28 protein-coding genes are annotated in these 26,267 nt (G+C 63.5%); 14 read left to right on the top strand and 14 right to left on the bottom strand.

Going from position 1 to position 26,267, the window contains the following annotated elements; genetic code table 11:
* Nucleotides 1-71 precede the first annotated feature (71 nt).
* Together XH90_RS19940 and XH90_RS19935 are read left to right on the top strand one after the other, a co-directional pair.
* Nucleotides 72-1,079, top strand: coding sequence for a L,D-transpeptidase family protein (locus tag XH90_RS19940; protein WP_194476057.1), 1,008 nt, complete (start codon nt 72-74; stop codon nt 1,077-1,079).
* A gap of 322 nt (nt 1,080-1,401) precedes the next feature.
* On the top strand, nt 1,402-2,388 hold the full coding sequence (locus XH90_RS19935) for a helix-turn-helix domain-containing protein (protein ID WP_194476056.1): 987 nt from the start codon (nt 1,402-1,404) through the stop codon (nt 2,386-2,388).
* A gap of 134 nt (nt 2,389-2,522) precedes the next feature.
* Here XH90_RS19935 and XH90_RS19930 read toward each other — a convergent pair whose 3' ends face one another.
* From XH90_RS19930 to XH90_RS19910, 5 genes are all read right to left on the bottom strand, one after another.
* Nucleotides 2,523-3,266 carry an SDR family oxidoreductase gene (locus XH90_RS19930; protein WP_194476055.1) on the bottom strand — a complete coding sequence of 248 codons (744 nt, stop codon included), beginning with the start codon at nt 3,264-3,266 and terminating at the stop codon, nt 2,523-2,525.
* A 285-nt stretch (nt 3,267-3,551) separates the two neighbouring features.
* Complete coding sequence (locus tag XH90_RS19925) at nt 3,552-4,544, bottom strand: hypothetical protein (RefSeq protein WP_210348696.1); 993 nt, start codon at nt 4,542-4,544, stop codon at nt 3,552-3,554.
* A 264-nt stretch (nt 4,545-4,808) separates the two neighbouring features.
* Nucleotides 4,809-5,120, bottom strand: a complete 312-nt coding sequence (locus XH90_RS19920; protein ID WP_194476053.1) for a hypothetical protein — start codon at nt 5,118-5,120, stop codon at nt 4,809-4,811.
* A gap of 83 nt (nt 5,121-5,203) precedes the next feature.
* Nucleotides 5,204-5,869, bottom strand: coding sequence for a helix-turn-helix domain-containing protein (locus tag XH90_RS19915; protein WP_194476052.1), 666 nt, complete (start codon nt 5,867-5,869; stop codon nt 5,204-5,206).
* A 257-nt stretch (nt 5,870-6,126) separates the two neighbouring features.
* Nucleotides 6,127-7,203: a methyl-accepting chemotaxis protein gene (locus XH90_RS19910; protein WP_194476051.1), complete on the bottom strand. Its 1,077-nt coding sequence runs from the start codon at nt 7,201-7,203 to the stop codon at nt 6,127-6,129.
* Between the two features lie 277 nt (nt 7,204-7,480).
* Here XH90_RS19910 and recJ point away from each other — a divergent pair, with 277 nt between their 5' ends.
* From recJ to XH90_RS19895, 3 genes are all read left to right on the top strand, one after another.
* Nucleotides 7,481-9,322, top strand: coding sequence for a single-stranded-DNA-specific exonuclease RecJ (gene recJ / locus XH90_RS19905; protein WP_194476050.1), 1,842 nt, complete (start codon nt 7,481-7,483; stop codon nt 9,320-9,322).
* A gap of 34 nt (nt 9,323-9,356) precedes the next feature.
* Nucleotides 9,357-10,166: an SDR family NAD(P)-dependent oxidoreductase gene (locus XH90_RS19900; RefSeq protein ID WP_194476049.1), complete on the top strand. Its 810-nt coding sequence runs from the start codon at nt 9,357-9,359 to the stop codon at nt 10,164-10,166.
* 96 nt (nt 10,167-10,262) lie between these two features.
* Nucleotides 10,263-11,054 (top strand): aldolase, encoded by a 792-nt coding sequence (locus XH90_RS19895; RefSeq protein WP_194476048.1) that lies wholly within the window; start codon nt 10,263-10,265, stop codon nt 11,052-11,054.
* Nucleotides 11,055-11,060: 6 nt separating this feature from the next.
* On the opposite strand, the gene XH90_RS19890 is transcribed toward XH90_RS19895, so the two are convergent.
* Nucleotides 11,061-12,293: a lytic murein transglycosylase gene (locus XH90_RS19890; protein ID WP_194476047.1), complete on the bottom strand. Its 1,233-nt coding sequence runs from the start codon at nt 12,291-12,293 to the stop codon at nt 11,061-11,063.
* A gap of 133 nt (nt 12,294-12,426) precedes the next feature.
* Between XH90_RS19890 and XH90_RS19885 the strand changes: the two genes are divergently transcribed.
* Nucleotides 12,427-12,681, top strand: a complete 255-nt coding sequence (locus tag XH90_RS19885; protein WP_194482743.1) for a hypothetical protein — start codon at nt 12,427-12,429, stop codon at nt 12,679-12,681.
* A gap of 56 nt (nt 12,682-12,737) precedes the next feature.
* A complete protein-coding gene (locus XH90_RS19880; RefSeq protein ID WP_194476046.1) occupies nt 12,738-12,989 on the top strand; it encodes a hypothetical protein in 252 nt (83 codons plus the stop codon).
* 58 nt (nt 12,990-13,047) lie between these two features.
* Here the strand turns inward: XH90_RS19880 and XH90_RS19875 are convergent, their stop codons facing one another.
* Nucleotides 13,048-13,575: a MarR family winged helix-turn-helix transcriptional regulator gene (locus XH90_RS19875; RefSeq protein ID WP_246755887.1), complete on the bottom strand. Its 528-nt coding sequence runs from the start codon at nt 13,573-13,575 to the stop codon at nt 13,048-13,050.
* Nucleotides 13,576-13,629: 54 nt separating this feature from the next.
* Here XH90_RS19875 and XH90_RS19870 point away from each other — a divergent pair, with 54 nt between their 5' ends.
* Entirely contained in the window at nt 13,630-14,112 is a 483-nt protein-coding gene (locus tag XH90_RS19870) for a carboxymuconolactone decarboxylase family protein (protein ID WP_194476044.1), read from the top strand.
* Nucleotides 14,113-14,128: 16 nt separating this feature from the next.
* On the top strand, nt 14,129-14,626 hold the full coding sequence (locus XH90_RS19865; RefSeq protein WP_194476043.1) for a cupin domain-containing protein: 498 nt from the start codon (nt 14,129-14,131) through the stop codon (nt 14,624-14,626).
* Between the two features lie 74 nt (nt 14,627-14,700).
* On the opposite strand, the gene XH90_RS19860 is transcribed toward XH90_RS19865, so the two are convergent.
* Together XH90_RS19860 and efp are read right to left on the bottom strand one after the other, a co-directional pair.
* The gene (locus tag XH90_RS19860) at nt 14,701-16,323 is read right to left on the bottom strand and encodes a M23 family peptidase (RefSeq protein WP_194476042.1); all 1,623 of its coding nucleotides are present in this window, start codon (nt 16,321-16,323) and stop codon (nt 14,701-14,703) included.
* An 18-nt stretch (nt 16,324-16,341) separates the two neighbouring features.
* Nucleotides 16,342-16,908, bottom strand: a complete 567-nt coding sequence (gene efp / locus XH90_RS19855) for an elongation factor P (RefSeq protein ID WP_194476041.1) — start codon at nt 16,906-16,908, stop codon at nt 16,342-16,344.
* 162 nt (nt 16,909-17,070) lie between these two features.
* On the opposite strand from efp, the gene epmA reads away from it, so the two are divergent.
* The 3 genes from epmA to XH90_RS19840 are packed head-to-tail and all read left to right on the top strand — an operon-like array spanning nt 17,071 to nt 19,506.
* Nucleotides 17,071-18,123: an EF-P lysine aminoacylase EpmA gene (gene epmA, locus XH90_RS19850; RefSeq protein ID WP_194476040.1), complete on the top strand. Its 1,053-nt coding sequence runs from the start codon at nt 17,071-17,073 to the stop codon at nt 18,121-18,123.
* Nucleotides 18,120-19,214: a lysine-2,3-aminomutase-like protein gene (locus tag XH90_RS19845; protein WP_194476039.1), complete on the top strand. Its 1,095-nt coding sequence runs from the start codon at nt 18,120-18,122 to the stop codon at nt 19,212-19,214. The genes epmA and XH90_RS19845 overlap by 4 nt, the downstream gene beginning before the upstream one ends.
* Before the next feature lie 40 nt (nt 19,215-19,254).
* Entirely contained in the window at nt 19,255-19,506 is a 252-nt protein-coding gene (locus tag XH90_RS19840; RefSeq protein ID WP_194476038.1) for a hypothetical protein, read from the top strand.
* Between the two features lie 54 nt (nt 19,507-19,560).
* Here XH90_RS19840 and XH90_RS19835 read toward each other — a convergent pair whose 3' ends face one another.
* From XH90_RS19835 to XH90_RS19815, 5 genes are all read right to left on the bottom strand, one after another.
* Nucleotides 19,561-20,646 (bottom strand): 3-deoxy-7-phosphoheptulonate synthase, encoded by a 1,086-nt coding sequence (locus tag XH90_RS19835; protein ID WP_194476037.1) that lies wholly within the window; start codon nt 20,644-20,646, stop codon nt 19,561-19,563.
* 234 nt (nt 20,647-20,880) lie between these two features.
* On the bottom strand, nt 20,881-21,459 hold the full coding sequence (locus XH90_RS19830) for an HdeD family acid-resistance protein (RefSeq protein WP_194476036.1): 579 nt from the start codon (nt 21,457-21,459) through the stop codon (nt 20,881-20,883).
* 69 nt (nt 21,460-21,528) lie between these two features.
* The gene (locus XH90_RS19825) at nt 21,529-22,569 is read right to left on the bottom strand and encodes a PrsW family glutamic-type intramembrane protease (protein ID WP_194476035.1); all 1,041 of its coding nucleotides are present in this window, start codon (nt 22,567-22,569) and stop codon (nt 21,529-21,531) included.
* A 618-nt stretch (nt 22,570-23,187) separates the two neighbouring features.
* Nucleotides 23,188-23,430: a hypothetical protein gene (locus XH90_RS19820; protein ID WP_194476034.1), complete on the bottom strand. Its 243-nt coding sequence runs from the start codon at nt 23,428-23,430 to the stop codon at nt 23,188-23,190.
* Between the two features lie 115 nt (nt 23,431-23,545).
* Nucleotides 23,546-24,172 carry a PilZ domain-containing protein gene (locus XH90_RS19815; protein ID WP_194476033.1) on the bottom strand — a complete coding sequence of 209 codons (627 nt, stop codon included), beginning with the start codon at nt 24,170-24,172 and terminating at the stop codon, nt 23,546-23,548.
* A 129-nt stretch (nt 24,173-24,301) separates the two neighbouring features.
* Between XH90_RS19815 and XH90_RS19810 the strand changes: the two genes are divergently transcribed.
* Nucleotides 24,302-24,556 (top strand): hypothetical protein, encoded by a 255-nt coding sequence (locus tag XH90_RS19810; protein WP_194476032.1) that lies wholly within the window; start codon nt 24,302-24,304, stop codon nt 24,554-24,556.
* Between the two features lie 250 nt (nt 24,557-24,806).
* A complete protein-coding gene (locus XH90_RS19805) occupies nt 24,807-26,252 on the top strand; it encodes a glycosyltransferase (RefSeq protein ID WP_194476031.1) in 1,446 nt (481 codons plus the stop codon).
* The last annotated feature ends 15 nt before the right edge of the window (nt 26,253-26,267 follow it).

Raw genomic sequence — 26,267 nt, 5'->3', positions numbered from 1 at the left:
GAAAAACCGGAAACCTTCGCCGTGTCACCGAGTTGCCGATCCGACGAACGTCTCCACGTCGGAGTTGGAACATGGCGGCAATGAAAATTGCTCTCGCCGTCGGACTCTTCGCCCTGACGGCCGCGCCAGTGCTTGCCGCCGGAATGGACGTGGCCGCGATCGCTTCCGCCGAGCCGTCGAAGAAGGCCCTCTCGAACGAGAAGCCGACCGCGGCTGGAGTGCGTCTCCAGGTCCTGCTGGACAGATCGCACTTCTCGCCCGGCGAGATCGACGGCAAATTCGGAGAGAACGCCAAGAAGGCGCTTCGCGCTTATGCCGAAGCGCGGCAATTGCCGAACTCGGATCAACTGACGGATGACGTCTGGAAGGCGCTGCAGGCGGACGATCGGCAGCCGACGACGACGTACACCATCACCGACAAGGACGTCGCGGGTCCGTTTCTGCACAAGCTTCCGTCGAAAATGCAGGAGATGAAGGACATTCCACATCTTGGCTACATCAGCCCGCGCGAGGAACTGGCCGAGAAATTTCACATGAGCGAGCAACTGCTGGCGGCGCTCAACCCTGGGCGTCATTTCGACCGCGCTGGCGAGAGCGTTGCCGTCGTCGACACGAGCGATGGCGGAAGCGCGACCCCAGCCAAGGCCGACCGGGTCGAGATCGACAAGGTCAGGCAAACCGTAAAACTATTCGACAAGTCGAATGCGCTGATCGGCTTCTACCCGGCGAGCGTCGGCAGCGATGAGAAGCCGTCGCCTTCTGGCACGCTAAAGGTCACCGAGATCGACCAAAATCCGACTTATCGCTATAACCCAGCCTATCACTTCAAGGGTGTGCATTCCCAAAAGCCCTTCAAGATCAGGCCCGGCCCGAACAATCCAGTCGGTATCGTATGGATCAACCTGTCCGCTGATGGCTACGGCATCCACGGTACGCCGTCGCCGCAGAACATCTCGAAGGGGCAATCGCATGGCTGCGTGCGTCTGACGAATTGGGACGCGGAGCGGGTCGCAGCCAGCGTCGCGAAAGGCACGCCGGTGGTGTTTACGGAAGGCGTCTCTCCGGCGGCCGCCAGATAGAGCTGCGCTTCGTCTGCTTCCTGTTTTGGGCTCCCTGAGAAAGGATGGTGCTTGATTGCGTCAAATGATTTCCTTTTGCGCACGCGGGTTTCCGAACATTCGTCGAATGTGATGTGCAGTTTGTGCCAATGCGGGCGAGGCTATGGCACAGACGCGATAATCCGTGCCCCCTGAGTTCGGCGTATTGCAGCGATCTGGTGCCGGATTTCGATAACGTTCGTCGCAAATCGCGAAAGCAGATCGTTGCGCCGGACGCGGATCATGGTGGTATCCTGCTGCCGATTGCCCCAGAATAGTCGCGCTTAACCAACAGGGTACGGCCATGGGCCAATTCCTTCTGGTTGATTCGAAAAAACTGGACGGCTTTGAAGGTCTTCATCAGGCCGTCCATGGATCGCATGTCGACGTGATGCAGCTCGGTCGTGGGCGATTGCGCGGGACGTTGTCGCATATCGGCATCGGCGATTTCTCGCTCAGCATCGGCGCCTTCAACGTCGGCATGCGCACGCAGCGCGTCTCCAGCGATGACAAGCTGATCATCGGAATGTTGCTGGCGGCCGAAGACCGCGTCGCACACTGGTCGTTCGACATGCAGCTCAACGACGTGCTGGTGATCCCGCCGCTGCTCGAGCATGACGGGGTCTTTCACGGCGGGTCGGCTTACGCGGCGATGCGCCTCGATATCGACGACGTTGCCTCGCTGTTCGGCGGCGAGGCGCGGTTGAGCGATCCCGACACATGGCGCACCCGCGGCCATTTCAAGGCAGACCTCGAGACCGGCGCGATCGCGAGCCGCCGCCTGGTCCGGATCATGTCGCATCTGCGGACCCGGAACGGCAGCCTGACCCCGTCGACCGCCGAATACTGGAGGCGGGCGATCGCCGAGTGCATGGCGATCAACGTCATGTCGTCGCTTCCCCCCGATGACAGCGGCTGGCTGCCGTCGGCGCGGCGGCTGATCCGCAAGGTGGAAGACTATCTCGATGCGATGGGCACGCGCCCGGTGCATGTGTCGGAAATCTGCGCCGTCCTGGGCGTGTCGCGGCGGACCTTGCATCGCGCCTTCCAGGAGGTTTTCGGTCTCGGCCCGGTCAGCTTCCTCCGGCACAAGCGGCTCTGCACGGTGCATTCCGTCCTGCGCCAGAGCGCGCCCGGCTCGACAACCGTGGCGTCGGTGGCGATGGAGCAGGGTTTTTACGAGCTCGGTCGCTTCGCGCAATATTACCTGGCGATGTTCGGAGAGCGCCCGTCACAGACGCTCGGGGCCACGACAGGGCAGATCGAAGGCGATGGCATCGGCGGAGCCTAGCGCCGCCGCGGCCATTGCAGCGCGCGTGTGCCAAGTCGTTCGACGAGGCCGAACAAAGTGCCATCAGGAGTCTGGACCAGGAATCCGCACTGCGGCTTCCTGGTCAGCGGTTACTCTTACGAAGGCGGGATTTGTCAGAGCCTCGCGAGCCATGTCGCGAGCGACGTCTTTCCGAGCCGGGCTTCACCAAGCGGGACCAGCGACGTGTCGTCAATGGTGGCGCCGTAATAGTGCGCCTTCGGGTCTCCCACCACAGTACGCTTGTCACCGGCTGCCTTCAGACGGCGCGCGACGAATTCGTTGAAGGGCGCCTTCTCGGGGCCCGCGAGATCGATCGTGCCATTCAGCGGTGGTCCCGTCGCGATGTCCGCGAGGCAATCAGCCACGTCGTCGGAGGCGATTGGCTGAAACGACGCCGATGGAACAACGATCCCGTCTCCGGAGACGCCAGCTTCGCCGATTGCGCCGAGGAATTCGAGGAACTGGGTGGCGCGAACGATCGAGTAGGGCACCGAGCCGGCCTTGACGATGCTCTCCTGTGCCAGCTTGGCACGGAAATATGCGATGTCGGGGGAGCGATCGGTCCCCACGATCGACAGCGCGACGTGATGCTTGACGGCCGCGGCGGCCTCGGTCGCGACGAGATTCTTGCTCGAACGCTCGAAGAACGCGAGCACGGCGGCAGGCTCCCAGGACGGCGCGTTGGCGACATCGACGACAACATCGGCGCCATCAAGTGCCGGAGCGAGGCCTTCCCCGGTCACGGCGTTCACCCCCGATCTCGGCGAGGCCGCCACGGCGTCGTGGCTTTGCTGCCTGAGTTGCGCCACGAGCTTGGAGCCGATCAATCCGGTTCCGCCGATCACGACAATCTTCATGACAAGGTCTCCTGAGCATGTGCCGAACGTGACGTGATCAAGATCGTCAGCCACCACGTCACGCCGCTAAGCGTGATGCCGGGTGCAGCTTACCAGAGTAATGAGGCGAGCTCTTGCCGGAACATGCCTGCATGTGTCGGAAAATGGCTTTGGACGGCCGGTCGTCGCAAGCCGAGGCATGAAGACGCGCTGCGTCACGAGGGGCCGCGTTCCCAGGGGTTCGACGAAGCGGATGGGTTGGGGAATGCCGAGGCAGCTGCGGGACGGTTGCCCGAAGCCCGCCGGTTAGAACACGATTCCAAGCAGCTTCTTGAGGAGGTCCTCGAGCGGCATCATGGTCAGCAGGAGCGGGGCGATCGGCAAAGCCGTTCCGACCGCCAGCTGGATGATTGTTTGCTTGGTGAAGGGGGCGAGGCGCATCGTCCGGACCACCTCAAAGCTGTTGCCTAGATCGGCAAGCGACTGAATGTCGCTGCTGCCGACGAGCTGATCGTTCGAGGACGTCCCGCACCGCAACCATTTTGCGTCGAACTCGCGCACGTATCGTTCGGCCAGCGTGCCGTACTCCCGGAGGCCCATCCGCTTGGCTTGGGCGAGTTGCGGCGCGAACACCAGCAGCGGACCCAGCGCAACACACTCGAGAAAGACGACCAGCAACAGGATTTCGAGCATGAAGTCAGGCAGCTTGGCGCCAAGGTGATAGATGCGGTTGCCGAGAACGCCGGCAAGCAATGCGCCATGGGCCAGGAGGAGCGGGACGAACGCATATGCAATGTCCGACAGAAATCCAAGGCCGGCGACGCGATCCGGGTGCGTCGGCATCAGGCTCAATTCGAGGCGCGATACCTGCCAGAGAAAGCGCGCCCAGATGAACATTCGAAAGTACCATCGGCACAGCAGAAATTGGAAGATCGGCAGGCTCACATAGCTGAGCCACATCCCCGCGAGTGAGAACCGTGCACCGTCATCCGTGGGTCTCGCGTACCAGGTGACCGTGTCGATCGCGATGTAGTGTCGCCAGACGACCAGGATCCCGATCACGTACACGAACACGAACAGCAGGATTTCAGCAAGCATGGAGTTGCGCAGCCGAACGACCGATTCGATGGCTGAATTGAACCGCAACATCTGGTCTTCCGGAACCAAATTGCGCTCCAGAAACTGCTTCACGATCAGCCGCATGCGCTGGTGCACGATGAGCTCTGCTTCCAGCAGCAGCGGAATGGCGAGCAGGAATCGTGTGTAGACCTCCGCGTCGAACAGGAACGGAATCGCCACGCGGCCATGAAGCGCGGATCCCTCCAGAAGGGAAAGCGCAAGAAGTGGAAACCAGCAAAACAACGAGATCGCCAGCGTGCGCCGCGGCGCAAGTTCGAGCGTGCTCCCGGACAAATGCGTCCGACGCAGGAGTTGGAAGAGCGGACCTCCGAGGACCAGTGAAAAGTCCTGCGGATGATCCCCGAGAATTCCGCTACCGGGAGTCGATCGAGTAGGCATCATCGGCTCATTGCGTCTGGATGGACCGGCTCCTCAGCGAGGGTGTTAACCGACCTGATTGTTCAGCGTGACGGAAGCGAAGCAGCGCCCAGGGACATCTATCGGTGCCTTGCACGCATCCCTGACCTTGAAATTGGGCTTGATGATTGCAGGTGCCTGTGCGGGCCTGAAGTCCCGCGCGCGAGGTCCGGTCGGACTCGTGGGCAGTCTGTCGCTCTTGCCGGCGCGAAACACGGTCTGATGCGTGTGGTTTGGAGCTTCTGCCGAACTCCAAAGGACGTTCTGATGGACCGCGATCGAGCTGGAAATTCCGACCAGGTAGGTGAGGGAGTGCAATGTGAGCGTCTTGATGAGCATGACCATTCCTCCCGTTGGCATTGCAAGAATCTATTGGGCTCACGCCGGTAGTCAGTGATTCAGCTTGGCCGACCGTGGCAAAATCAGGCGTCCAGCTGCGAAAGTCGATCACGGTCGAGGATCTCCACCCGACGTTGGGTCGGTCCGTCAAATCGCAAAATGTGCTCGTCTCGCAAGGTCGACAGCGAACGCGAGACAGTTTCGAGGGTTAGTCCGAGATAGTCTGCGATGTCGCGGCGTGTCATCGGCAAGTTCAGGACATCAGGCTGCGCCAGCCGCTCGTCCATTTCACGCAGGAATGCGGCCACCTTCTCCAACGACGTCTTCCGACCCAGGAGCAGCATGTGGTTCTCGGCATGCTGAAGATTCTGAGTGACGAAGCCGATGAGGTTTTTTGGTCCCGCCGCTTGACCCGGCATCGCTCCCAGGAGGTTGCTTTGCGTCATGATGCGAACGTCGGTTTCGGTGATGGCTTCAGCGGTGAAGCGATGCGCTTCGTTGTTCTCGAAGCCGAACATGTCGCCGGGCAAATGAAACGAGTTGATCTGGCGCCGGCCGTCCGGAAGCAGCTTGTAGGTGCGCACGGCTCCAGAAGTGATCTGGTAGACGAATTCCGCGTCCTCGCCCTCGCCGAAGATCTCGCTGCCTCGGCGATACCTGAACTCGCTGCAGCACGCGCGATCACCTGCAACGGCGGCCAGATGACCATCGACGGGACGGCGGTGTGCCGAATTGATCCTCACCAGCATGGACGGACCTCCCGCTATTTTCGGGAAAATTAGGCAGGGACGGCCGGCGTGGATTTGATCCGGCGCAAATAGCAGCGCGACTACGTATTTTCCCTAAGGTGCATCCGTGCTGCGGGCCTTGGGACGCCCGTCGAGAGGGTGAGAGGAGCCAGAGAAACGGCTTTGCCCGACGCGTCACATGGCAAACGAAAATTCTCTTGTGAAAACAATCCTTCCGCTACTGTGCATGGGGTTGTTTTCGCGGATGGCATCGAGCCCTACGGGGAACAGACGATCACGCCGTACCAGCCAAGCCCGCGATAGGTCTCGTAGCCCGGCGTCGCGTGGAAGGCGACCATCGTGCCGGAGCGGTCCTGGTAGAAGCCGGAGCGCTGACCGCCCAGCGAGAGCGAGATGCGCTCGCTCAGAATGCCTTGGCCGTCGGAGGCCGCGATGACGCGGAAATGCGAGTCGACCAGCAGCACGCGGGCCTTGTCGTTGTCGCCGACGCGCACGCCTTGCACGATCGCGCGCGCCTGCGGCTCCCAGTCGAAATGGATGGCGAGCACGCCGATCGGCGCCCCGTTGGCCTGGCCGCCGGCGCGGACGCTGGCGCAGTAGGTCGCGACCTGGGCGTTGCCGAGCAGCGGCTGGTTCTCGATGTCGCCGGCGACATAGTCGTCGCCCGAGCGCAGTGTCTTCGCTTCGCGAAACCATCTGGTGTGGGCGACGTTCTGGCCGACCACGCGAAAACGATCCGCGCGGCCGTTGGCAATGACGTTGCCGTCGAGGTCGCAGAGCCAGAGGTCGAGATAGACGGTGTAGGCGCCGAGGATGACGCCGAGCCGCTGCGAGGCATAGGTGACCGCCGCCTGAGCCGGCGAGGCCGCGCAATCGACCACGGCGGAGTCGGTTGCCCACCAGCGGACGTCGCAGGTGCGCTCATAGAGGTTGCGGTCGATCAACTCGACGGCGTTGAGCGACAGGTCCATCATGCGTTCGCCGCGCGAGCGCTGGCTCATGCGCTCGATCGAGGCGACGAGATCGCCGGTACGCTTGGTCAGCTGCGTTTCGAGTTCGCGAGCGATGGTCTCGACCTGCTGGCCGACGCCGCGCACCTCCTGCGCCACCACGGCGAAGCCCGCTCCTTGGGCGCCGGCGCGCGAGCTCTCGATCAGCGCGTTCAGCGCCAGCATCTTCATCTGGTTGGTGATCTGCTGGATCGACTTGGTCTTGTCGACCGCGATCTGGTTGACCTCCGCGGTCAGGCGGTTGATCAGCGCGGAGATGTCGGAATCGTCGTCGGCGGGTTCGGTGGTGACAGGCTTGGTTTTCAGACCCAGCGCAGCAGACATCGGGGGCTTCCCTTGGCAATGAGGTCTGATCTGCAATGAACCCGGAACAACGACTTACAGATCGAATAAGACTCGTTTTCGAAGATTCCAGCTAACGCTCGCTTAATTTGCTGTCCGCGCCGCTGCTCAAATGGTAGTCAACCCGCTCGGCATTTCAGCAATCCACCGTTTTGTGGGCCGCTGACATTGCAAATGGCCAGGGATTCCCGGTGAATCCCGCAATCGGAGGCGGCTTGTTGCGCCGCTGCTTGTGCCGGTCCACTCGAACCCTCGAATCATGTCGCCGCCCGCCACCGCCTTGCCCGTCGAAATGCCCCAGGCCTTCCTGGGCGTGGCGCGCTCGCTCACCGACAAGCTCTGGCGCAGCCGGCTGGATGCGCGCGGCGCCGCGACGGCGCTCGCCATCGTGCAGCGTCACCAGCTGCCGGAACTGCTGGCGCGGGTGCTGGCTGGCCGCGGGGTCGAGATCGACGCCGTGCCCGACTTCCTCGATCCGACCATCCGCAAGCTGATGCCCGATCCGTTCACGGTGACGGAGATGGAGGCCGCCGCAAAGCGCATTGCGGACGCCGCCGCCAGCAGCGAGACCGTCGCGATCTTCGGCGACTACGACGTCGACGGGGCGACCTCGGCGGCGCTGCTCGCCTGGCATCTGCGCCATTGCGGCCTCGATCCGCTGATCCACATTCCCGACCGCATCTTTGAGGGCTATGGCCCGAACGTCGAAGCAGTGCGCGGGCTGGCGGCCAAGGGCGCCACGCTGCTCGTCACGGTCGATTGCGGCACCACCAGCATCGAGCCGCTGGCCGAGGCCAAGCGCCTCGGCATGTCCGTCGTCGTGATCGATCACCACCAGGCCGGCACCGAGTTGCCGGAGGTGGACGCACTGGTCAATCCGAACCGGCTCGACGATCTCTCGGGCCTTGGCCATCTCGCCGCCGTCGGCCTCGTGCTGGTCACGCTTGTCGCGGTCAACAGAGAACTGCGCCAGCGCGGCTTCTGGACCGCGGAGATGCCCGAGCCCGATCTGCTCGGCATGCTGCATCACGTCGCGCTCGGGACCGTCGCCGACGTCGCCCCGTTGATCGGTCTCAACCGCGCCTTCGTCGCCAAGGGGCTGATCGCGATGCGGCGGCGCGACCATGTCGGCCACACCGCGCTGATGGACGTGGCGCGGCTCAATGGCCCGCCGGAGGCCTGGCATCTCGGCTTCATGCTGGGCCCGCGCGTCAATGCCGGCGGCCGCATCGGCCGCGCCGATCTCGGCGTGCGGCTTCTGCTCGAAGGCGACAGCGTCGAGGCGGCGCGGATCGCCGCCGAGCTCGACCGCCTCAACAGCGAGCGCCGCGTCATCGAGCAGGCCGCCGAAGCGCAGGCTGAGGCGGAAGCGCTGGCGTCGATCGGGCTGGAAGACAAGCTCGGCGTCATCGTCACGGCGTCCGAAGGCTGGCATCCCGGCGTGGTCGGTCTCGTTGCCTCACGGCTGAAGGAGAAGTTCTCGCGGCCCGCTTTTGCCATCGCGCTGGAGCCCGGCGGCGTCGGCACCGGCTCGGGCCGCTCGATCGCCGGCGTCGATCTCGGCAAGGTGGTCCGGCAGGCGGTTGCCGACGGCATTCTGCTCAAGGGCGGTGGCCACGCAATGGCCGCGGGCGTCACGTTGCGGAAAGAGAAGCTCGCTGAATTCCGCGCCTATCTCGAGAACGCGCTGGCGCAGGCCGTCGCCGAAGCGCGCCACGTCAACGAGCTCTACATCGACGGGGCGGTCTCGGCGCGCGCGGTGACGACGGAGCTTGCAACCACGCTTAATCGCGCCGGGCCCTTCGGCAGCGGCAATCCGGAGCCGGTGCTGGCGCTGCCGGCGCATCAGCTCGTCTTTGCCGACGAAGTCGGGCAGGCGCATCTGCGTCTGCGCTTCAAGTCGGGCGACGGCGCCATCGTCAACGGCATCGCGTTTCGCTCGGTCGGCCAGAAGCTCGGCAACGCACTTGTGGCCAATCGCGGCCAGCAGCTGCACGTCGCAGGCTCCCTGTCGGTCGACCGCTATCAGGGTGCCGAGCGCGTGCAGTTTCGCGTCATCGACGTCGCACTACCGGACCAGGGGCCATCCGTGATTAGATGACGGAACGAAACAAACAAAAAGAAAGGGAGTGAACATGGCAGGGCAGGTTGAAGGCAAGGTCGCGCTGGTGACGGGCGGTGCCTCCGGCATCGGTGAGGCTATCGTCGAGTTGTTTGCGCGCGAAGGCGGGACTGTCGTCATCACGGACATCGACGAATTGCGCGGGCCCGAACTCGCCAAGCGGGTGGCAAAGGCCGGCGGCAAGGCGATATTCCTGGAGCAGGACGTCACCAGCGAGGAGCGCTGGATCGAGATCGTCGCCGAGATCGGGAAACGCTACGGCCGGCTCGATATCATGGTGTCCAATGCCGGCATCGGCATTGCCGTGCCCTCGATCACCGACATGACGCTCTCTGACTGGCGCAAGCAGAACGCCATCAACCTCGATGGCGTGTTCCTCTCGGTCAAGCATTGCCTGCCCTTGATGCGCAAGACCGGCGGCGGCTCGATCGTGATGATGTCCTCGCTCGCGGGCTTGCGCGGCGCGCCGGGTCTCTCGGCCTATTCGCTGACCAAAGGTGGTGTGCGGTTGTTCGCCAAATCGATCGCGATGGAGTGTGCTGCCGCCGGCGACGGTATTCGCGTCAATTCGGTGCATCCGGGGATCATCGACACGCCGATCTGGGGCAAGATCCCGACGGGCGCGACCGGTGCAGGCCAGAACGCGCCGATTGATCCGGAGGAGCGCGCCAGGGTCGCGACCCCGCTTGGCCGCGCCGGCCAGGCCGCGGAGATCGCATCCGGCGTGCTGTATCTGGCTTCGGACGCCTCGCGCTACGTCACCGGCAGCGAGCTCGTCATCGACGGCGGCATGAATGCCGGCGGCGTGCCGCGGCGGGCGTGAGACGCGCAGGGCAGGGTGGCGGCCACAGGGGCTGACGCGCGGGCATGGGCCCTGTAGAACGCTGCCGTCTCCTGCCCGAAAGAGGTCTCCTTCGCCATGGCGCACAGCCTTCACGCCTCCTCACCTGCGCCCGTCCGCTCCAACCGGCCGGACCTCGCGACCGACGCGATCCGCACCGCACGCGAAGATCTCGCCGCTTGTTTCCGCATGGCTGCGCGCAACGGCTTTGAGGAAGGCATCTGCAACCATTTCTCGGCTGTCGTGCCCGGCCATGACGATCTCTTCCTGGTCAACCCCTACGGCTATGCCTTCCGCGAGCTGACGGCGTCAAAGCTGCTGATCTGCGACTTCCACGGCCATGTGCTCGACGGCGAGGGCGAGCCCGAAGCGACCGCGTTTTATATCCATGCCGAAATGCACAAGCGCCTGCCGCGCGCCAAGGTCGCCTTCCACACCCACATGCCCTATGCGACGGCACTGTCGATGACCGAGGGCGATCCCTTGATCTGGGCCGGGCAGACCGCGCTGAAATTCTACGGTCGCACGGCAGTGGATCGCAACTACAACGGCCTGGCGCTCGACACCAGCGAAGGCGCACGCATCGCGTCGGCCGTCGGCGATGCCGACATCGTCTTCATGAAGCATCATGGCGTCATGGTGCTGGCGCCGACGATCGCGGAAGCCTGGGACGATCTCTACTATCTCGAGCGCGCAGCCGAAGTGCAGGTGCTGGCGATGTCGACGGGACGAAAAGTTCTGCCGGTCGATCCAGCGATCGCGGCCGCGACCTACAAGCAGATGCGCGAGTGCGATTCCGAATCCGCACGGCTGCATCTCGCCGCGATCCGACGGCAGCTCGATGCGGAGGAGCCGCAGTACCGGCACTGAGGCTGCTTAAGATCCCTGCCGTAGTTTCGCCAGCACCTTCAGCCCGCCATATCCATCGGCAGGCGCGATCCCGGCGCGCTGCTGAAAATCCTTGATCGCCTTCATCGTGTCGTTGCCGACGCGGCCATCAGTGCCGCCGGTATCAAAGCCGGCTTTGGTCAGTCGCGTCTGCATTTCCTGCACCTCGGCGAGCGTCAGGATGCGCTCGGAGCCGGGGAAGGGCTGGATGAAGGGCGGAGCGCCAAGGCAGCGATCGCCGAGATGGCAGATTGCGAGTGCGTAGTTCATGGAGGGATTGTAGCTCTTCACCGAATAGAAATTCGGTCCAAGCAGGAAGGTCGGCCCGCCCGCGACCGGCGTCCACATCCGCGCAGATGCGTTGGGCTGCGGGAACGGCTGGCCGTCGGCGCGGGTGATGCCAGCGGCCTGCCAGGCCGCATAGGTCCGGCTGCCGCTCATTTCACTGGGAGAGCGCACCTCGTAGCCCCAGTGCTCGCCCCGGCGCCATTTGCCGCGATTGACGAGATATTTTGCCGTCGACCCCAGCGCGTCGTCGGGCTTGCCGAACGGCGAGACCTTGCCGTCGCCGTCGTAGTCGATGCCGACATTGAGCCACACCTCCGGCATCCATTGCGAATTCCCCATCGCGCCGGCCCATGAGCCGCGCATCTCCTCGGGCGTGCTCCAGCCCTTGTCGACGATGCGTAGCGCATTGAGCAGTTCGGCCTCCCAATATGCCTTGCGTCGCGGTTCGTTCCAAGCGAGCGCGGCGAGCGACGGGAACACCGGCGTCATGTGATTCTGCTGCACCAGGGGATCGCCGTAGGCGGATTCCACGCCCCACAGCGCTAGCAGCGTGCCGCGCTCGACACCGAAATCGCGCTCGATACGCGCAAACAGCGCTTGGTTGTTCTTCAGCGCGATCTTGCCGTTGATGATGCGCCAGTCGGAAACGCGGCGGTTGACGTATTGCCAGAGCTGTTCATGGAATTCGGGCTGGTTGCGCATTTGCTTGAATACGCTCATGTCGGGTTCGACCCGCGCCATCGCGCGTTGCCAGGTCGCAGCTGAAATGCCCTTGGCCATTGCGCGCGCACGAAAGCCTTCGCGCCATTCATCGAAGCCGGGAGGCGATGCGAGGGCGAACGTCGGGGCTGCGAGCAGCGCGCTTGCGCCAATCGTGGATCGAAGCAGGGCGCGGCGGGTGACGCGATTGGCCGAGGAATCAGCTTGTTTCATCGCGGCATTGTAGCCGGAATCCTGCACATGTGGGGCGGTTCCTGGAATATGAGCGACTCCCCAGTCCTACGTTCCGTCCGGAACAAAGTGTCGCATGTCCGCATTCTCTCCGCACAACATCGAGGAGGACAATATGAAGAAATATCTGCTTGCGGCTGCCATGGTCACTGCTATTGCGGCCCCCGCTTTCGCGGATGAGGTCGGTGTTCACGTCGGTCCGGTCGGCGCCGGCGTGACTGTCGGCGAGTCCCATGAGTATCGTGACCGCGATCGCGATCGGACCACGGTCATCAAGGAGCGTGCGCCCGCCGACCGGACAACGGTCATCAAGAAGGAAGATGGATTCGGCAACCGCAGCAAGACCGTGATTCATCACGACAACGATTGACGGAGCAGGCCCCGGCTGATCGCCGGGGCCTGTCTTCAGCAAGATTTCGGGGTAGAATGAAGATACGCGCGCATGCGGAAAGCCATGTCGTCGAACTCGACGACGGATCGTGCTGGCGGATTTTCCCCGGCGATCTCGCATCGACGCTGAGCTGGAAACCTGAAACGGATTTGCATCTGGAGCCGAGCGGCGACCGGATGAGTTCGCATGTGCTGGTCAATGGCACGGACCGCAGCCGCGTCCGTGTCATTGCGGCCGGCGAGACTTGGCCGGACGGTGAAGTTAAAAGAGCGTTGAAGGGCGGATAGGGCAGCTAACAAGAATCTCAACTTGAGGCCTCTCTGCCGGTGGCGATGGAGGAGGCGACTAGGCCCCGTCCTGCAGATCTGTTGCGATGCCGGCAAGCCAGCGTCGGACAGTAGCTTCGGCCTTGCCGTCGAGTCTTGTCACCAGACGCGTCTCCAGGTCGATCACGCGTTCCCTGCAAGCTTTCAGCAGTGTCGATCCGCGCGGCGTCAGCGTCCATTGCTGGATGCGGCCGTGAACGGGATGCGGCGTCATCACGATCGCGCCGTCGCGATCGAGGTTGCGGATGATCACGCCGACGGTCTGCGGCGTCAGGAAGGTGAGGCGGGCGACGTCGGCACCTGACAATCCCGGATAGGCGTTCAGCATGGTCAGCACGGCGAATTGCGGCGAGGTCACGCCGAGATCGGCGAGCGTGCGTTCCATCTTCAGCCGGACGGCGGCGTGGGCCTGGCGCAGGAGATAGCCGAGATAGCCTTGCTCGCCGCGCTTGCCTTCGCCGGGGGCGGGTACACGTGTCGCAACCTCCCCCCTGAACGCCCTCTGCTCCGGTTTCGATTTCGTGATGCCGGTCGGCTTGCGCATAATATAAGGACTCTTATAAGATGTAAGTGGCCTTACAATAGCACGAGGTGAACGGCAATGTCACACCCCCGCAGCGAATACGAGGATTTCAAGCGGATCGCGCCCGATGCGTATGATCTGGTACTGGCGCTTGGACAGGTCGCGGCCAAGGCCGGGCTCGACAAGCAGCTGCTCGAGCTGGTCAAGCTGCGTGCCTCGCAGATCAACGCTTGCGCCTTCTGCGTTCAGCATCATGTGCTTCTCTCGGAGCGGCTCGGTGTGCCCGCCGACAAGCTGCATTTGGTTGCAGTCTGGCGAGAGGCGCCGATTTTCTCATCGCGCGAGCGTGCGGCGCTGGCTTGGGCCGAGGCATTGACCTTGCTGCCCGATGGTTTTGGCGAGGAGGTTTATGCCGAAGTGCAGCGCGAATTCTCCGAGACCGAGCTGATGTACCTGACGTCGGCGATCGCCTCGATCAACGTCTGGAACCGTTTTGGGGCCGCCTTTCGCTGGACGCCGCCGAAGCGCCAGGTGACGGCGAATGCGTCGGCATCTCGATAGCAACAAGGGGAAGGCCATGATCGCCATGGGTTTGGCGCCTGCTTCACGTCAATCGCGTTCGATGGCGCTCGCCGTCATCGGCGGGCTGGCTTGCGCGTTTGCGATCGGCACGGTGCTGCCGGTCACTATGGACACCGTATCGGGCGCATTCGCGCCACTCTGCGCCACGGCCGCGGAGAGTTCGCCGCTCGACAAGGTCGAGCCGGTCGGTTCCTACGCTTTGCCCAACGTTCCGGGAAAGCGCGTCACCATCGTGCGCGTGTTCTATGGCCCGGGCGGGTTTTCGCGGCCGCATCGGCATGCCGGCTCGGTGACCGCTTACATCACCAAGGGCGAGATCCGCTCCCAGCTCGCCGGTGGTCCGATTGAGACGTTCGGTGTCGGTCAGTCCTTCTTCGAGCCGCCGGGCGCCACGCATCTGGTCTCGGCCAATGCCAGCACCACCGAGCCGGCCGAATTGATCGCGGTGTTCGTGGCTGATGAGGGCGCGCAGCTCACGACCTATCTGGAGTGACTGGCCAATCGTATCCCGAATGTCGCTTCGCTCATCCGGGATACGCGAGCGGGTCAGCTTTGAGCAATGCCGCTTCAGTTCTCTTCGCTGCTCGATCCCTCGCGCAGATCCGGCTTGACCACATCTTCGGGCAGCGCATGCGCGACCGGTTGCGGGGTGCCTGCGATCTCCGTGCCGATCTCGTGCCCGCGAGCACGGATCAGGCGCTCATAGGCCGAGACCAGCGTGGCGTAAGGGCTGACCCAGATCCAGCCGTCGCGGGTGAACACCTGGACGTCGAAATGCAGGTGCATCGACGTACCCGCGGGATGGTCAAGGTAGTTCGAGATCACGCCGATCTTCTCGCCCTCAGTGACGATGCGGCCATTGAGGATCCCGTCGGCGTTCAACGCCTGCGGATTCATGTGCATATAGCGAAAGCGGATGTGCTCGGTGCGGCTGTTGACCTCGAGCGTCGCGGCCTGATCCTTGGCGGCCCGGATCACAATTGCGTCGCGCACGGCAACGACACCACGCTGCTTGGGATCGCAGGGCTCGCGGGCATCGCCGGGCGAAGGACAGTCCGCAGCGCGGATGTCCTCACCCTGGTGGCCGTAGCCGCCGCCGCACTGCCAGACCTCGAAGCTGCGGGACTCACAGAAATTGTCGCGCCAGGGATAGGCGGTCGGGCCGTCATCCTTGTCGCGCTTCGCGTAGGATTGCGAGTGCACGAAGGCCGGCGCCTTCTCGAGCGGAAAGCGGATCTGTGCATAGGCCATCGCATCGGGATGGCCGCCCTGTTTGCGATAGCCGGTGTTCGGGATGATGTCGCCGCTCGGCCGGTAGCTGAAATCTGCCGAACGCGCGGCGGGGCGATCGGTCACGTAGGATGCAATATCCATCAGCGGCCGCAGGCGCTGGCCGCCTGCGACGCGCAGCGCCTTCAGGAAGCGTTCGGCAACGGGATACGCCTCCTTGCAGGCGAGCCGCCGCGGTTTTGCGACGCTGTCGAGGCACTGGATCGACACCACATAGGCGACGCCGAAGCGCGTGAAGGCGTAACGCACGTAGCCTTCGCGGATGAACTTGCGCAGATCCGGGTAGATGGCCGCAAGCGCCTTGACCGGCTCGCCCTTGCCGCCCGAGGGATCGGCAATGTCGTAGACGAGCGCCGATCCCGTGATCTGAATCTCGACGGGCTTCGTAAAGACGCGTGTCGGCATGCCGTCACCGGCGCCGGGCTCGAGCGAAAAGCTCGCGCTGTAGCCGGCGGGGCCAGCGTCGAACATGTCGACGGGATTGAAATCGGCCTGGTAGCGCGATGGCGCGAGCGTGGCCGGTGCACCGCTGCGTTGCGCCTCGAGATAGGCCGCGGCGTCGAACGGCAGCAGCACGGGAACTGAGCTGCGGGCGATGCCGGTGAAGAACTGCGAGGAGACGGCGTTGAGCTGTACCAGCGCAGGCATCGCGCGCGGATCGAACGGCGGCACCGAACGGCGTGGCACGAAGATGAAATCGCCCGCGACCAGCGGGCGGCTGTTGATCTCGGAGCGGAGCTGGTCGAGCGCCGCGCGCCAATCGACGCGCAGGGCCGTGAGGGACGGGCTGCGGATTTCATCCGCAGCGAGAGGCGTGGTGGTGAGGAGCGAAAGCGACGCCAGAAGCAGCGAGACGAAGCGGAAACTCTTCCCAACCACTGTCTCGCCCCCCGGCGGCACCTGTCCCTGATCCCTCGCTTAGTCCTTGGCGCGCTCGGAGTAGGACCCGTCTTCGGTCATCACCACGATACGGGTGCCGACCGAAATGTGCGGCGGCACGGTGGTGCGGATGCCGTTGGACAGCACTGCGGGCTTGTAGGACGAGGAAGCCGTCTGGCCCTTGGTCACCGGCTCGGTCTCGACCACTTCCAGCGTCACGCGCTGCGGCAGCGCGAGCGAGACCACGTTGACGTCGTGGGTCGACAGCTTGACGGTCATGTCTGGCTGAAGATAGGCGGCGGCATCGCCGACGACGTCCTTGGGGACCTGGACCTGGTCGTAGGTCTCGGGGTTCATGAAGTGGAAGCCGTCGCCATCTTCATACAGGAAGGTGTAGTTGCGCTCTTCGATCGTGGCCTTTTCGACCTGGTCGGTGGTCTTGTAGCGCTCGGAGATCTTTACCCCGTCCGAGATTCGGCGCATTTCGATCTGACTGACCGGCGTGCCTTTGCCGGGATGGATGTTCTCGGCGCTCACGACGACATAGAGCTTGCCGTCTTGCTCGATCACGTTGCCCTTGCGAATAGAACTGGCGATGACTCTCAAAGCTATATTTCCTGCTTGCTTGGCCCGGCACAGGCCAGGACGTGGTCAAATCGATGGGGGACTTGGGGCCTCAAATCAGACCTCGGCGCCCTTTTCGGGCCGCAACATACTGATTTTGCCGTTGGATGCCAGCACTTTGCTGGCTCAGAGGGCGGTCGGTTAATGGCTGGGGACAAGCCGATTTCGCCGTTCTGGAGCCCATCGCGGCATCTCGACCGGCGGCCATTCCTCCAGGCCAGGGGGGCCATCACCGGGGCTCTCAGGGACTTTTTCGCCGAGCAGGGCTTCGTCGAGGTCGAAACCTCGATCCTCCAGGTCTCCCCGGGCAATGAGACCCATCTGCACGCCCCCCGGACCGAGATCGTCCGGCCCGATGGCAGCCGGGCCAGCCGATACATGCGGACTTCGCCTGAATTCGCCTGCAAGAAGCTGCTGGCGGCCGGCGAGGAGCGGATTTTCGAGTTCGCCCGGGTGTTCCGCGACCGCGAACGCGGCGACCTGCACCTGCCCGAATTCACCATGCTGGAATGGTACCGGGCGGGCGCGCCCTACGACGCCATCATGGCCGACACGGTGGTCGTCATCGCCAGCGCGGCACAGGCGACGGGAATCGGGACCTTTGCCTTCCGGAGCCGGACCGCCGACCCCTTCGCCGAGCCGGAGCTGCTGACGGTTGCCGGCGCCTTTGAGCGGTTCGCCGGGATCGACCTGCTGTCGACAATCTCTGGCAACGAGGGTAACCGTGCCGCGCTCGCCCAGGCGGCCGCCGGCAGGGTTCGCGTGGCCGAGGACGACACCTGGTCGGACATCTTCAGCAAGGTCCTGGTCGAGCATGTCGAGCCGCATCTGGGGCAGGGGCGTTTGACCATTCTGTTCGAATACCCATCTCCAGAGGCGGCGCTGGCACGGGTGAAGACGGACGACCCACGGGTTGCGGAGCGGTTCGAGGTCTATGCCTGCGGTGTCGAACTCGCCAACGGCTTTGGCGAGCTCACCGACGCCGCGGAACAGCGCAAGCGTTTCACGGAGGCCATGGTTGAGAAGCAGCGCCGTTACGGTGAGGCCTATCCGCTCGATGACGACTTTCTGGCCGCCGTCGCCGCGATGCCGGAGGCGAGCGGTGTCGCGCTCGGCTTTGATCGGCTGGTGATGCTGGCAAGCGGTGCAACACGGATTGATCAGGTGGTGTGGACACCGCCTGCGGATGAGAGATGACGAAGACCAGTCCTTTGCGAACATTGCGCGAGCCGGCCGATCTCGTGGCCGCGGACCTGGCGCCGGCCACGGCGCTGCCTGCGCTGGAACGCGTTGCGGCGCGTTATGCCGTCGCGATCACGCCGGCGCTGGTTGAACTGATCGACACCTCGGATCCCGACGACCCCATCGCGCGGCAGTTCGTTCCGACCGCCGCGGAGCTGGAGACGCAGCCCGGCGAGAGCGCCGATCCGATCGGCGACAATCCGCATTCGCCGGTTCCCGGGATCGTGCACCGCTATCCCGATCGTGTCCTGTTCAAGCTCGTTCACGTCTGCGCGGTCTATTGTCGCTTCTGCTTCCGCCGCGAGATGGTGGGTCCCGGCAAGGAGAATGCGCTGTCGGACAGCGCCTACCGCGCCGCGATCGACTACATCCGCGCCCATAGCGAGATCTGGGAGGTGATCTTGACCGGCGGCGATCCCTTGATGCTGTCGCCGCGTCGGATGAGCGAGATCATGGCCGATCTTGCTGCGATCGATCACGTCAAGATCATCCGTCTTCACACCCGCGTGCCCGTGGCCGAGCCCGCGCGTATCACCGACGAGATGGTCGCTGCGCTGAAAGTCGAGGGTGCCACCACCTGGGTTGCACTTCATGCAAACCATGCGCGGGAGCTGACAAACATGGCCCGCGCCGCCTGCGCGCGGCTGGTCGACGCCGGCATTCCCATGGTGAGCCAGTCGGTGCTTTTGCGCGGCGTCAATGACAATGTCGTCGCCCTGTCGGATTTGATGCGGGCCTTCGTCGAGTGCCGGATCAAGCCGTACTATCTTCATCACGGCGATCTCGCGCCGGGGACGGCGCATCTGCGCACGACGCTGGCGCAAGGCCAGGACTTGATGCGGCAGTTGCGAGGGCGGGTGTCAGGGCTGTGTCAGCCGGAATACGTGATCGATATCCCCGGCGGCGCCGGCAAGTCGCCGGTCGGGCCGAATTATGTGTTGGCGGCGCAAAATACCGCAGCCAACGCGGGTGATGCGGTGACGGAAACGCGCTATCGTATCGTGGACTATTGCGGCGACGTTCATCTCTATCCGCCCGAAGCTTGAGCGGTGAGAGAACGCTGGTTTGAGGAACGGAGGATCGGACATGAAGAAGTTCATGGTGGCAGCATCGCTCGTGGTCTTGCTTGGCGGTGCGGCGGTCGCGCAGACCGGGACCAAGGGCGCGACGTCGGGCGGCGCCACGTCAGGCACGCTGCCGCAGGCGCCCGTCGGTCACCGCCAGCCGCGCGCCGGCGACGTGCCGAGCGAGAAGAGCCTGAACGATCCGAACAATCCCGTGAACAAGGAAGACGCTCTGCTCGACAAGAAGATCAAGAGCATCTGCCGCGGCTGCTGATGACAACAACGGGCAGGGCGCGAACACCATCGCCCCGCCCGCCTTGGGCCCTGCTTACGCAGAACGCTCGTGCAGTCCGGCGCGCGCGGTGTTGCGGCGGATCTCGACCGCATCAGCGAGCTGCTCGAGCACCTTGGCAGTGGTCGCCCAATCAATGCATCCGTCGGTGATGCTCTGGCCGTAAGTCAGCGGCTTGCCCGGCACCACGTCCTGACGTCCGGCGACGAGATTGCTCTCGATCATCACACCCATGATGCGGTTCTCGCCGCCCGAGATCTGCCCGGCAATGTCGGCCATCACCAGCGGCTGGTTCTCCGGCTTCTTGCTCGAATTGGCGTGGCTCGCATCCACCATCACCAGCGGTGCAACGCCGGATTTCGCCAGATCGTTGCAGGCCGCCGCGATGCTTGCCGAGTCGAAGTTCGGCTTGCTGCCGCCGCGCAAGATGATGTGGCAGTCTTCGTTTCCCGCAGTCGAGGCGATCGCCGAACGGCCGAGCTTCGTCACCGCCATGAAGTGATGCGGATGCGAGGCCGACTTCACGGCATCCGCTGCGATCCGCACATTGCCGTCCGTGCCGTTCTTGAAGCCGACGGGGCAGGAGAGCCCCGAGGCCAGCTCGCGGTGGATCTGGCTCTCGGTCGTGCGCGCGCCGATCGCAGCCCAGGAGACGAGGTCGGCGATGTATTGCGGCGTGGTCATGTCGAGGAATTCGGTGCCGGCGGGCAGGCCGAGATTGTTCACCGCCGAGAGCACGTTGCGCGCAAGCCGCAGGCCCTTGTTGATGTCGAAGCTGCCGTCGAGATCAGGATCGTTGATCAGGCCTTTCCAGCCGACCGTGGTGCGCGGCTTCTCGAAATAGACCCGCATCACGATCTCGAGCTGGTCGGCGAGGTCCTCGCGCAGCTTGGCGAGGTGTTCGGCATACTCGATCGCGGCCTTGGGATCATGCACCGAGCACGGACCGACCACGACCAGAAGCCGGTCGTCCTGGCCGTTTAGGATGGCGTGGATGGCGTTGCGCGCCGCCATCACCACACGGGTTGCCGTGAGCGTGCGCGGGACCTCCCGCATCACGTCCTCGGGCGTGCTCAGCTCTTTCAGTTCGCGGATACGAAGATCGTCGGTCGTGCTCAGCACGGCGGGCTCCTGTTTGTTTCAGAACCTGCCGGCCAATAAAAAAGCCGCCAGGTCTGGCGGCTGTTCGGACGTTTGCTTCAATATTCTAGATTGAGCGCGATCCTCCTGCCGCCAGCAAGCTGTCGTAGCTAAAGTACCAAAAATAGCTGGTGGCGACGGTGATCATGGACGGCCATATAGCGCGCCATTGGCGCCTTGTCACCCCCCAATCGGCGCGCGGGGCTTCGAAACGCCTCAACTGTTGCTTTTGCGTGCCGCCAGGGCCATGCCGATCAGGGTGGCACCGCCGAACAAAAGGTTGATGCCGACGAGCACGCCGATGGCCCATTCCGCCGTGCTCGGCAGTCCCGTGATCACCATGAACGCAATCGCGATATCGACGAGGCCCGAGATCAGGAGCCACGACCAGCGGCCGCTCAGCTCGCGGCGGTGCTCCAGCGCGTACATGATGGTGGTGACGCCTTCGGCGAGGAAATAGGCGCCGAGCACGATGGTCAGCGTCAGCACGGCCTGCATCGGACGGGCCAGTAGCAGCATGCCAGCGAACACGGCGAGGGCTGCCGAGATCAATGACCACCAGAAACCAGGTGTGGCGCGCGCCCAATAGGTTGCGATCAATCCGCCGATGCCGCTGATCAGGAACATCCAGCCGAGGAAGATCGTGATGGCAAGGCTTGCGAGCGGCGGCAGGATCAGCGCCGCGATGCCGAGGACGGCGAGCAAAATGCCTTCGAACAGAAAGGCCTTCCAATGTGCCTTCACCGCCCGGCTCATCGCGGATTGCAGCCGTGAAAAGTCTTCAGGCGATGTCATTGGCAAGCTCCAGATCGAAAGACGAGCCCACAATCTAGTATGCGCACGCCAGGCTGGCCATCCCGCAGGTCAGCCGCCGCCGTGCGCTGACGAAAAACCTTCGCCGCTGGTGCGGATGCGGTTGCGGCCGAGGACGTAGATCGCGGTCGTGACGATCAGGAGCGCGAGGCCGAGCAGGATCGAGACGAAGCCGATCGGGATCAACGCCAGAGTCAGATTGCGCTCGGGGTTGATGAGCCAATGGTGGATCGAGGTGAGCACGAAGGCGAGGCCGAGGAAGCCGACGCCGCCGCCGGCGAGCAGCAGCGCCCACATTCGCCGCAACTGGCTGAGCCGTTCCCGCGCGATATCGGTTCGGGGTGCATGATGGCGCGCGACGCGGCGGACCAGGCGTATGGCAAAGGCGATCGAGCTGAAGCCGATCAGCAGGCTCGCGGCGCCAAGCCACATCCGCAAAGTCGGATCGAGGTCCGGCATACGCTGGAGCGTAAGGAGCGGAAGGTCGAAGGCCGTATGCAGCGCCAGTGGTCCGGCGAAGATCAGCAGGCGGCTGGAGAGGCGGGCCCAGTCGCGGTGATGGCGGTTCGCGCCCAGCGCCGTGCCGGCCCGCGCGATGGTCAGATAGGCGCCTGCGATGATGCCGAGGGCGCCATGAAACGGCACGGTGAGCACGCTGCGCAGGGCTGCCAGCGACCGCCACATCTCGGCATGCTGGACCAGATAAGCGAGGTTTTCGTAAGCCGCGAAGCCGAGGCCGACGGCTGCGCCATAAACCACGGTGTCCATCGGGTTTGAGAAGGTCCGCCGCTTGGTCGATGACACCAGCACGATTGCGATCACCTTCACCGCCTCCTCGGGCACGGCGACGCCGAACACCGAATGCATGACGAGCGCCGTCCAGGGATTGTCGGGCGCCGCAACCATCTTGGCGAAGGGGGCCCGGGCGAGACCCAGCAGCGAGATGCTGGCCGCCCCCAACAGGAAGGCGGTCCAAACCTGGGCCGGGGGGCCAGGTCGTTCTTCGGCGGCAATGACAAGCCACAGCATCAGCAGCGCCGGGGCGATGGCGGCCGTTCCGATGACAGTGGGTAACGCTTCAATCAGATACATCGGCGCCGAAACTAGGTTCCCTTGGTCCGCTTATCTACGTCTGCCGATGCGACCATCTGTCATGTGCTCCCTGTCCCGTCGCTTAACAAGCGCGACAGCTGGCGTTCATCGGGGCTGCAAGGCGTAGAATGCGAGCGCAATCAATTGCATGACAGGACGGCCTCGTCATCGACGGCAACGGCGGCTGGCGCGTTACCGGATTGCGATTGATAAGTCAGATCAAGGCAATATGCAGGTTTCTTCGATTCACGATGCACGCGCGAAGGCGGCGAGTCCAGAGGCGGAATGAGCCTCGTTCGGACCTCACCCATCAGCCGGATTGCCTAATCACGTTTCGTCGGGCGTCCACGGGGGCGCGACGCAATCCGGCGGGCTCGCACCTGCTCCAACTCCCAAAGGGCGCGTATGAGACACGTGCCAAGGCAGAAGACGATGAGCAACAACAGGAAGGCCTGGTCGGTGGGTGGGATCTGGGTCATGCCGTTGAATAAGCAACCCGCGTGCCATGCGTTCCCCAAAAAGGCTTCCGGGCCACGCAGGGCGTCTCAGGCGAAGCGCCACCTGCTCCAATTCGAATCGCTGGCTCCCGCGGTCGCTCAAGGACCGTGCTTTCGGTCCTCAATGTGTGGTGAAGGGCGGCGGTGCTTCGGGTGCAATGTCGAAGGCGCCAAGGTGAAATTCTTCGCCGATGGTCTCGTCTGGCTCGGAGTGCTGCGTCAGCAGCGTGAATGCGGCCTGCGGATATTGCTTCCAGATATCGAGGTCGCCGGCCGTGATGGTGAGCCAGCCGAACGTGTACATGTAGCGCCCGGGCTCGGTGACCCGGCCCACCCTGTCCCAGGTGATTTTGTTGACTGCCATCCGGTCCCCCGATCGCAAGTCCGCAAATGACGTCCGGGCACGAGGCTCAGACGCTCCAAAGCTGATCCCGCAATGGGGCCGCGATAGGGCAGCGAAACGGATTGACCGGCCGGGTTCAGGCGGACTGCAACAAGGGTTGGCGCACGAGGAGGCGCACGAGATCGTCCCGCTGCTGCCTCTCGGCGAACTTGACGGCGAAGCCATTGTCGAACTTGCGGATGACGCGCCCGACGCAGGCGCCGACGGCAAGCGGGGTTCCGACTGGCGGGTCGTATTCGCAGGAGATCGCAACGCCGGCGGTGGAGACGTCGATGATGAAGCAGGGGTGAGTGCTGCCGTCAGCGAGCGCCAGAACAGTGTGTGAGGCCTGGGGAACGAAGCGCGCGTCGCGTCGCAGTTCCTCGATGCTGTCGTCCTTCTGCTTCTTTTCGAGCCAGGTCAACTTTTCCGACATCCAGGCGCGACGTGCCCGCGTCATGTCGAGCTCCATCAGAAAGCCCGACTTCAGCGTCGCGCTGATCGTGCATTGGAATTCGCCGAAGTCCTGGAAGTAGGAGGTCACGCGCTCGCCGATCTTGCCGACGACAGGCACGTCGACGATCATGCGGAAGGGAGAGACGCGTTTGGTGCGGCAGGCGAAGTTGCGCAGCTTGCCCTCACAATCGTACCAGCGATGCAGCGAATAGCTGCCGCTCACGCTCACTTCCACTGCTCGCTGCCTGAGGAACTCTGCGACGGACATGGGCGCCAAATGGTGTTTCTGATTGTTTCCGTAATTCCACGGTAGCGATCAATTTCTAAGCAAATGATACCGTCGCTCGTGAGCAGGGGTAAATTTCCGGTAAACGGGCTGGGCGAAGATGTGCCGAGGATGGCGGCAAAACGTCCCGGTTGTCGCGTGGGCACGTTCACAACCACGTCATGGCATCTGCGGCAGCAGGTCAACGCTGTCGCCGCTTCAGCCGTTCCGGCATTTGTCGATGATGCCGTCGACCTGGCGGATCTCATCGAGAGTCCAGTTGCCGAGCAGGGTGATGATCGCCTCGCGCCGATAGTGATGCCGCTCGCGCCGCGGCGTCTGCCGGTAGTCGATGCCGTCCTGACGCGCCGGCGATTAGCGAATTAGTGAACTTGCACAATTGCGAGCGCGCTTCCTCGATGCGCTCGCCGCTTGTCAGGAACATGAACTGATTTCGCCGGATGCGTCCTCGACAATCTTCCTGTTGATCTCGCCCCCCAGTTGCGCTTGTGTAACGAGAGGTCTGGGGGACCATTTTGATGGCTATTTTCAAGGCTGCGTCTTGCGCAGCCGCGTCCGGTTTTACAGTTCGTTTCAATTCGAGCAGGCCCAACCGGGCCTGTGTCTCGCAATGGACATGACAGTGATGTCCGGCTGCCTGTCGCCGCGGAAAGCAGGTATTCTCGATCATGCCGACCGTATCGCCACGGATCGTCTGGCTTGGCGTGAAAAGAACAGCTTCTTTCACGACGAGGATGAACGCTATCTCCGGTTTCTAATTCCGCCCGGAAGTCGCGTCCTCGACATCGGCTGCGGCGTTGGCGATACACTCGCGAGCCTCGCGCCATCATATGGCGTCGGGGTCGATTTCTGTCACAAGCAAATCGGGATCGCGCGGCAGCGTCACCCCGATCTCACTTTCGTCGAGGGTGATGCCGAAGACCCCGCGACGCTCGATGGGCTGCAAGGTCCGTTCGACTTCATCCTCGTCCTCGATACGATCGGTTCGCTCGAGGATTGCCAGAAGTTCATCGCCCTGCTGCATCCGTTTTGCACGCGGGATACGCGGCTGGTGATCGGTTACTTCTCGCATCTCTGGTACCCCGTGCTGAAATTCGCCGAGTTCGTCGGCCTGAGGATGCCGCAGCCGGAGCAGAACGTGCTGTCGCCGTCGGACTTGCGCGGCCTTGCCAGGCTTGCGGATTTCGACCCGGTGAAGTCGGAGCAACGCGTGCTCTCGCCGGTGCGAATGTTCGGGCTTGGGCGTTTTCTCAATCGTTTCGTCAGCGTGCTGCCGGGGATACGCCAGCTGGCGCTCCGCCACTATCTGGTGGCACGCTCGAGCCGCAAAGCGAGGGAAGAATTCGCATCCGCCACCGTCGTCGTGCCGGCGCGCAACGAGCGCGGCAATATCGAGCCCGCGGTCCAGCGCATTCCCGATTTTTGCAGCGACATCGAGATCATCTTCATCGAAGGCCACAGCCAGGACGGCACCTTCGAGGAGATGGAGCGGGTCAAGCAGGCGTATCCATCCAAGGACATCAAGGTGATGCGCCAGCCCGGCAAGGGCAAGGCCGACGCCGTCTTCACCGCCTTCGATGCGGCGCGCGGTGACGTGCTGATCATTCTCGACGCCGACCTGACCATGCCGCCGGAGCAGCTTCCGAAATTTTCCGAAGCACTGCTGTCGGGCAAGGGCGAGTTCGTCAATGGATCGCGTCTGGTCTATCCCATGGACGACGGCGCCATGCGTTTCCTCAACTTGATTGCCAACAAGATCTTTTCCTATCTGTTCTCCTGGCTGCTCAACCAGCGCTATACGGATACGCTGTGCGGCACCAAAGTCCTGCGCCGCAGCGACTATCTGCGCCTGAAGGCCGGCAAGGCCTATTTCGGTGATTTCGATCCATTCGGCGATTTCGACCTGATCTTCGGCGCATCGAAACTTAATCTGAAATCCGTGGATCTTCCGATCCGCTACGCCGCGCGCACTTATGGCGAGACCCAGATCTCGAGGTTTCGCCATGGCTGGATGCTGCTGAAGATGGTGGCGTTCGCCTTCCTTAAGATCAAGGCGATTTAGCCCGTGGAAGCCGCG

This window comes from Bradyrhizobium sp. CCBAU 53338 (assembly GCF_015291665.1).
Classification (GTDB): Bacteria; Pseudomonadota; Alphaproteobacteria; order Rhizobiales; family Xanthobacteraceae; genus Bradyrhizobium.
The sequence above is the reverse complement of the archived record's forward strand: the minus strand, read 5'-3'. Positions and strand labels throughout refer to the sequence as shown.

Coding starts and splice junctions, on each gene's coding strand:
- XH90_RS19935 (WP_194476056.1), top strand. CDS start 1,402: ATGGGCCAATTCCTTCTGGTTGATTCGAAAAAACTGGACGGCTTTGAA.
- XH90_RS19830 (WP_194476036.1), bottom strand. CDS start 21,459: ATGACATCGCCTGAAGACTTTTCACGGCTGCAATCCGCGATGAGCCGG.
- XH90_RS19900 (WP_194476049.1), top strand. CDS start 9,357: ATGGCAGGGCAGGTTGAAGGCAAGGTCGCGCTGGTGACGGGCGGTGCC.
- XH90_RS19865 (WP_194476043.1), top strand. CDS start 14,129: ATGATCGCCATGGGTTTGGCGCCTGCTTCACGTCAATCGCGTTCGATG.
- XH90_RS19820 (WP_194476034.1), bottom strand. CDS start 23,430: ATGGCAGTCAACAAAATCACCTGGGACAGGGTGGGCCGGGTCACCGAG.
- XH90_RS19940 (WP_194476057.1), top strand. CDS start 72: ATGGCGGCAATGAAAATTGCTCTCGCCGTCGGACTCTTCGCCCTGACG.
- XH90_RS19915 (WP_194476052.1), bottom strand. CDS start 5,869: ATGCTGGTGAGGATCAATTCGGCACACCGCCGTCCCGTCGATGGTCAT.
- XH90_RS19920 (WP_194476053.1), bottom strand. CDS start 5,120: ATGCTCATCAAGACGCTCACATTGCACTCCCTCACCTACCTGGTCGGA.
- XH90_RS19845 (WP_194476039.1), top strand. CDS start 18,120: ATGACGAAGACCAGTCCTTTGCGAACATTGCGCGAGCCGGCCGATCTC.
- XH90_RS19885 (WP_194482743.1), top strand. CDS start 12,427: ATGAAGAAATATCTGCTTGCGGCTGCCATGGTCACTGCTATTGCGGCC.
- XH90_RS19930 (WP_194476055.1), bottom strand. CDS start 3,266: ATGAAGATTGTCGTGATCGGCGGAACCGGATTGATCGGCTCCAAGCTC.
- epmA (WP_194476040.1), top strand. CDS start 17,071: ATGGCTGGGGACAAGCCGATTTCGCCGTTCTGGAGCCCATCGCGGCAT.
- XH90_RS19890 (WP_194476047.1), bottom strand. CDS start 12,293: ATGAAACAAGCTGATTCCTCGGCCAATCGCGTCACCCGCCGCGCCCTG.
- XH90_RS19825 (WP_194476035.1), bottom strand. CDS start 22,569: ATGTATCTGATTGAAGCGTTACCCACTGTCATCGGAACGGCCGCCATC.
- XH90_RS19895 (WP_194476048.1), top strand. CDS start 10,263: ATGGCGCACAGCCTTCACGCCTCCTCACCTGCGCCCGTCCGCTCCAAC.
- XH90_RS19880 (WP_194476046.1), top strand. CDS start 12,738: ATGAAGATACGCGCGCATGCGGAAAGCCATGTCGTCGAACTCGACGAC.
- XH90_RS19810 (WP_194476032.1), top strand. CDS start 24,302: ATGGCGGCAAAACGTCCCGGTTGTCGCGTGGGCACGTTCACAACCACG.
- XH90_RS19815 (WP_194476033.1), bottom strand. CDS start 24,172: ATGTCCGTCGCAGAGTTCCTCAGGCAGCGAGCAGTGGAAGTGAGCGTG.
- XH90_RS19870 (WP_194476044.1), top strand. CDS start 13,630: ATGTCACACCCCCGCAGCGAATACGAGGATTTCAAGCGGATCGCGCCC.
- XH90_RS19910 (WP_194476051.1), bottom strand. CDS start 7,203: ATGTCTGCTGCGCTGGGTCTGAAAACCAAGCCTGTCACCACCGAACCC.
- XH90_RS19840 (WP_194476038.1), top strand. CDS start 19,255: ATGAAGAAGTTCATGGTGGCAGCATCGCTCGTGGTCTTGCTTGGCGGT.
- XH90_RS19805 (WP_194476031.1), top strand. CDS start 24,807: ATGACAGTGATGTCCGGCTGCCTGTCGCCGCGGAAAGCAGGTATTCTC.
- recJ (WP_194476050.1), top strand. CDS start 7,481: ATGTCGCCGCCCGCCACCGCCTTGCCCGTCGAAATGCCCCAGGCCTTC.